Consider the following 6124-nt stretch of genomic DNA (forward strand, 5'->3'; position numbering starts at 1 on the left):
CGCCCCGAGGCTCTTGTTTTGTCTTGCGTGAAGCTTAGTGGCCCGAAGTGGAGTGGGTCTCTTCTGGAGTCAGGTGCTCGGTAACCGACTGATCAGCACCGCCTGGTACGAAGTCGCGGTATTCAGCCAGGGTGCCATCGACAACTGGAACGCTGAATTCCACGTTCTCACCGGCAACGGTGAAGACCGAGTCGGCGTGTTCGCCAGCTGCAATGCCCATGTTCTTGATGATCTGCTTGTTCTTGTCTTCTTCAAGCTTGACGACACCGTCTGCAGGAACCTGGATGGAGACAGGTGCTGCGTTGTCAGCCTTGACCGACAGGGTCAGCGCGGAATCGCCGGCGTTGACTACGGAGCCGATCAGGCGGGCTTCAGTGTCGTCGCTGTTGGTGACGAACATCAGGTTGCGGACCTTTGCGTCTGCGACATCGACGTTGACGCCATCGCTGGCGGCGTAGTCGGTGTTGGTGGCCTGCTCGTTGATGGCGCCACAGCTGGTGACACCGAATGCCAGGGCAGCCACAGCGAGGGACGCGGCAATGCGACGTCCAGCGGTCATGCGTGCGGTGATCACGACACTAACTCCTCGGTGAGAAAAATGAGTTGCTTCGGTTCGTGGCCTGCTTAATCGAATGCACCTAGGGCAGGGGCAATCGAAAATTGGACCACGATTACCTCTAAGCCTAGCTGTTTTTCACGCAAAGACGCGATTTAGCGACGTGCAACACACGCATTTCGACAAGTTGTAGACAACCGATGCGGGGAAGGGGGTTGGTGCGCAGTCGACTGCCCTACTTTCTTCATAGCATGTTTCTCTTGCAAGTGGAAGAGGCATTTCCGCGTGAATTCGCGGTTATATGGGGCACAGTCGCAGGATCCGGAATAGCAAACATGGTAGACTAGGGCGTGGGAAAGGGGTTTATCCACATGGTTTTTGAGGTTGGCGAGACTGTTGTCTACCCGCACCACGGTGCCGCGATGATCGAAGAGATCAAGATGCGCAAGATCAAGGGCGAAGAGAAAATGTATCTCAAGCTCAAGGTGGCTCAGGGCGACCTGACCATTGAGGTTCCTGCTGAGAACGTTGATCTTGTTGGCGTACGTGACGTGGTAGGTCAGGAAGGCTTGGACCATGTGTTCGATGTCCTTCGTGCTGAATTTACCGAAGAGCCGACCAACTGGTCGCGCCGCTACAAGGCAAATGTCGAGAAGCTCGCTTCCGGCGATGTCATCAAGGTTGCAGAAGTAGTTCGCGACTTGTGGCGCCGAGAAAATGACCGTGGTCTGTCGGCAGGCGAAAAGCGCATGCTGGCAAAAGCTCGCCAGGTATTGATCAGTGAATTGGCCTTGGCCAAGGATCTGGACGAGGCCAAGGCAGAAGGCCTCTTGGACGAGGTTCTGGCTTCGGCCTAGCCCCGTTCCGGTAACGCATCGCCGTGAAACGCTCCCAAGCGTTTCACGGCTTTTGGCGTTAAAGCGGCCAAGGCCGAATCGCGCGGCACGATAAGCTGGGCGCTGTGAAGCAAAGCGAAGTGCATAACTCAAGCCTGATCCTCGTGGCTGCTGGAATGGGAACCCGCCTCGGCGCTGGCCTTCCCAAGGCGATGGTCCAGGTGGCCGGTAAATCCCTGGCTGAACATGCCGTGGACCGGGTGCTGGAAATTCCGCAGATCACCGAGATCATCGTGGTTACCCCGCCGCAGGACGAACGCCTGGCCGCGGCCATGGCGCAGTACGGGGACAAGGTGCGCACCGTGCCCGGTGGCGCCAGCCGCGCCGCGTCGGTCCGCGCCGGCCTGGCTGAAGCCAGTTCCGCCGCCACCAACATTCTGGTCCATGACGCCGCCCGTGCTTTTGCCCCGGCGAAGCTGCATGAACAAGTGCTTGGCGCTCTGGCCGACGAGCAGTGCAACGCCGTCATCCCGGCGCTGAACGTCACCGACACCATCTGCGTGGTGGAGCTCGATGCCGCCGGCGAGCACGAAATCATCAAGGAAACCCCGGCACGTTCCATCCTGCGAGCGGTGCAAACCCCGCAGGGCTTTGACGCGCAGCTGTTGCGCGATGCCCACGCCCAACTGGATGGCTGCACCGAGGCAGAACTGGAGAAGGTTACCGACGACGCGTCGATCGTGCGGGCTTTCGGAGCCGAAGTCCATGTGGTGCCGGGATCGCAGCAAGCCATGAAGGTCACCTATCCCGGAGATCTCGACGCGGCAGGCAAGCTCGCGGCGAACCAGCCCGCGGCCACCCCAAGCGCAAAGGAAGAAACCATGATCCTGCCACGAGTCGGCAACGGCATCGATGTCCACGCGGTCAGCGAAGACCCGACTCGCGAAATGTGGCTGGCAGGACTGCACTTCCCGGAAGACACCGGGCTTTCGGGCCACTCCGATGGCGACGCGGTAGCGCACGCGGCCTGCGATGCGCTGTTCTCCGCAGCGGGCATTGGCGATCTGGGCACGCACTTCGGGGTGGACCGACCGGAATTCGCCGGGGCCAGCGGTGTGAGCCTGATTGCAGAAGCCGCCCGCCTGGTGCGGGAGGCGGGATTCGAAATCGGCAATGTCGCGGTGCAGTTCGTTGGCCGCCGCCCGCGCTTTGCCGCGCGCCGCGAAGAAGCCAGCAAAGTGCTGAGCGAGGCTATCGGCGCCCCAGTCAGCGTCATTGCGACCACCAGCGACGGGCTGGGCTACGAGGGGGAAGGCAAGGGCGTGACAGCCTATGCCACCGCACTGGTCTACCCGGTATCGGGCTAGGCCCCTTGGTGCAGCCGCGGGGCTTCGATCATCGAGAGTGTCACAAGTGAAGTACAAAGGGTGCATCCATCGGATAACCTTAAAGGCGTGAGCCTGCGATTCTATGACACCAAAACAGCATCCGTACGCGACTTCCAGCCATTGGCGGAAGGCGAAGTCAAGCTGTACTACTGTGGCGCCACCGTGCAGGGCATGCCGCACGTGGGCCACGTCCGCAGCGCCATTGTCTTCGACCTGTTGGTGCGCTGGCTCGAATACCGCGGCTTTGCCGTCACCACCGTCCGCAACGTCACCGACATCGATGACAAGATCCTGGAGAAGTCGGCGAAATCCTTCGCCGAGGACTTCGAGGCGGATGCCCATTACAAGCCGCGCGAAGAATGGTTCGCCCTGGCGTACCGCTTCGAGCAGGAATTCGCACGGGCCTACGAGGCTCTGGGTGTCCAACGCCCGACTTACGAGCCCCGCGCGACCGGCCACATCACCGAAATGCATGAGCTGATTGCACAGCTGATCGAACGCGGCCATGCCTACCCGGCGGCCGACAGCTCTGGAGATGTCTATTTCGACGTGCGCTCCTATGGGCAGTACGGCGCACTGACCCGCCAGAAGATCGACGATATGCAGGACGCGCCGGATTCGGATCCACGCGGCAAGAAGGATCCACGCGACTTCGCGCTGTGGAAGGGCTACAAGGGCACCGATCCGCTGACCGCTTCCTGGCCAAGCCCCTGGGGACGCGGCCGCCCGGGCTGGCACCTTGAGTGCTCGGCGATGGCTGGCAAGTACCTGGGCAGCGAATTCGACATCCATGGCGGCGGACTGGATCTGCGCTTCCCGCACCACGAGAACGAAATGGCCCAGTCCAACGCGGCTGGCCACGGCTTTGCAAACTTCTGGATGCACAACGGCATGGTCACCTATGAGGGTGAGAAGATGTCCAAGTCCATTGGGAACACCATTTCCCCGGAAGAAATGCTCGCGCTGGCCGACGCCCGCGTGGTGCGCTACTTCCTGGGCCAGGCGCAGTACCGTTCGATGCTCGACTACCGCCCGGACTCGCTGACCGAAGCGGGGGCAGCGGTCGAACGCATCGACACCTTCATCTCCAACGCGCGCTACCGCCTGGGTGCCGTCGCCGAGTCGATCGTCGCCACCGGGGTTCCGGAAGCTTTCGGCACCGCGATGGATGATGACCTGAACGTTCCAATGGCGCTGGCCGCGCTGCATGAAACCGTGCGGCTGGGCAATGCATCCTTGGATGGCCGTGACGACGCTGCCACTGCCAAGGCCTTGGGCCAGGTCTTGGCCATGACCCAGGTATTGGGCCTGGATGATGCCGGCAGCAATGAAGGCTCGAAATCTTCTGCAGAGCACGCAGCCCTGGATCAGCTGGTCCTGGCCCAGTTGGCTGAACGCGCCGAAGCACGCGCTGCCAAGGACTGGGCACGCTCCGATGCCATCCGCGATGCGCTGGCATCCGCTGGCATTACCGTGTCGGACTCGGCCGATGGCGCTCGCTGGACTCTGGACAACTAGTCGCGAACACGCGCGGCACCAATGAACTCAAAACTAAAGGACATGAACCAATGAACAAAAAGGGCCCAACCAAGGGTAGTGGTGGCAAGGGACGTCGTTCCCTCGAGGGCAAGGGCCCGACCCCCAAAGCGGAGGACCGCCCGTACCACAAGGCTTACCGTGCCAAGCAGCTCTCTGAGCGCTCGGCCGCCAAGCGCAGCACCGGCCGCCGAACCGACCGCATCAAGGTCAACGCCGAATTCGTCACCGGCCGCAACTCCGTCGTTGAGGCGCTGCGCGCCGGCATCCCTGCCAAGGCGCTGCACGTTGCCATCCGCATCGACGTCGATGACCGCGTCCGCGAATCCCTGAAGCTGGCTGCCGAGCTGGGCATCCCGCTGATGGAAGCATCCAAGCCCGAGCTCGACCGCATGACCGATGACGCGATCCACCAGGGCATGGCCCTGCAGATCCCGCCATACGAATACAAGGATGCAGTCCAGCTGGCTACCAAGGCCATCAAGGACTTCGACAAGGGATACACCCGTACCCAGCCGCTGTTCCTGGCACTGGATGGCATCACCGACCCGCGTAACCTGGGTGCGATTGTCCGTTCGGCTTCGGCATTCGGCGCAGACGGCGTGATCATTCCAGAGCGCCGCAGCGTCGGCATGACCGCTTCGGCATGGAAGACCAGCGCCGGTGCAGCTGTACGCGTACCAGTAGCCAAGTGCAGCAACCTGACCAGCGCACTGAAAGAAATCAAGGCTGCTGGCATATTCGTGATCGGCCTCGACGCCGGTGGCGACATGGAGCTTCCGAACTTCGAATTGGCTACCGGCCCGCTGTGCATCGTGGTTGGTTCCGAAGGCAAGGGCCTGTCCCGGCTGGTCCGCGAAAACTGCGACGCCATCGTTTCGATTCCAATCGACTCGGCAATGGAATCGCTGAATGCTTCGATGGCTGTTGGCATCTCGCTCTACGAGGTATCGCGTTTGCGCGCGGGACAGTCCAAGTAGTCTCCAAGCACCGTGAAGGGGCCATAACTTGCCAAGGCAAGTTATGGCCCCTTTTCATTAGGGTGACCTGCTTCATAACAACAATTTTCCGTTGTTTTTGGTCAATATTCACCTTGGACCGCAGGGAATCCGCATGATTCCGGGGATTCTGCGCAGAAAAGCATGGAAACGGGCCGATTTTGCGTCGTGGGTGAACCCGTGTAGAGTTTTATCTCGCGCCGCTGATCCGGACAGCCTGAAAGGGCGAAACGGAAACGGCGGGGTGAACAAGACTGAAACGTCGAGTTGACAACGGTCAACTTGTTGGTAAGATTGTAAAGTTGCTCCGGAGCGAAGCAGTCATCGAAGGATTGATGGTTGTGGTGTCGAGAGTGTTTGTTGTTTGAGAACTCAATAGTGTGCCAAGTTTGTTGATACCGAATATTTTTATTTGGTGAATACATAACATTTGCTTGAGGCATTGCACCCCCGTGCAGTGTTCTTGAGTGTTTTATTATTCGCCAGGACTTCATTGGCTTCGCCCTTATTTTCCAAGGGGTTGCCGGTGGCTTTTTATTTTTTTATGGAGAGTTTGATCCTGGCTCAGGATGAACGCTGGCGGCGTGCTTAACACATGCAAGTCGAACGATGAAGCCCAGCTTGCTGGGTGGATTAGTGGCGAACGGGTGAGTAACACGTGAGTAACCTGCCCCCGACTCTGGGATAAGCCCGGGAAACTGGGTCTAATACCGGATATTACCTTTGACCGCATGGTTGTTGGTGGAAAGATTTATCGGTGGGGGATGGACTCGCGGCCTATCAGCTTGTTGGTGAGGTAATGGCTCACCA

The 6124-nt window shown here is 59.9% G+C and carries 5 protein-coding genes and 1 rRNA gene; 5 read left to right on the plus strand and 1 reads right to left on the minus strand.

Translation table 11 applies throughout. The features are described from left to right. Positions 1-34 precede the first annotated feature (34 nt). Entirely contained in the window at positions 35-574 is a 540-nt protein-coding gene (locus ACNPN0_RS08645; protein ID WP_448937435.1) for a hypothetical protein, read from the minus strand. Between the two features lie 353 nt (positions 575-927). Here ACNPN0_RS08645 and ACNPN0_RS08650 point away from each other — a divergent pair, with 353 nt between their 5' ends. The 5 genes from ACNPN0_RS08650 to ACNPN0_RS08670 all read left to right on the plus strand — a co-directional run. After that, positions 928-1413 carry a CarD family transcriptional regulator gene (locus tag ACNPN0_RS08650; RefSeq protein ID WP_038993823.1) on the plus strand — a complete coding sequence of 162 codons (486 nt, stop codon included), beginning with the start codon at positions 928-930 and terminating at the stop codon, positions 1411-1413. Positions 1414-1532: 119 nt separating this feature from the next. Then, positions 1533-2759 (plus strand): 2-C-methyl-D-erythritol 4-phosphate cytidylyltransferase, encoded by a 1227-nt coding sequence (gene ispD / locus ACNPN0_RS08655; protein WP_434692178.1) that lies wholly within the window; start codon positions 1533-1535, stop codon positions 2757-2759. An 87-nt stretch (positions 2760-2846) separates the two neighbouring features. After that, positions 2847-4298 (plus strand): cysteine--tRNA ligase, encoded by a 1452-nt coding sequence (cysS, locus tag ACNPN0_RS08660; protein ID WP_448937436.1) that lies wholly within the window; start codon positions 2847-2849, stop codon positions 4296-4298. 50 nt (positions 4299-4348) lie between these two features. Then, positions 4349-5296, plus strand: a complete 948-nt coding sequence (gene rlmB / locus ACNPN0_RS08665; RefSeq protein WP_105658780.1) for a 23S rRNA (guanosine(2251)-2'-O)-methyltransferase RlmB — start codon at positions 4349-4351, stop codon at positions 5294-5296. 559 nt (positions 5297-5855) lie between these two features. Further along, positions 5856-6124: ribosomal RNA gene (locus ACNPN0_RS08670) — 16S ribosomal RNA — on the plus strand; the annotation flags it as partial.

This window comes from Glutamicibacter sp. AGC84 (genome assembly GCF_053543575.1).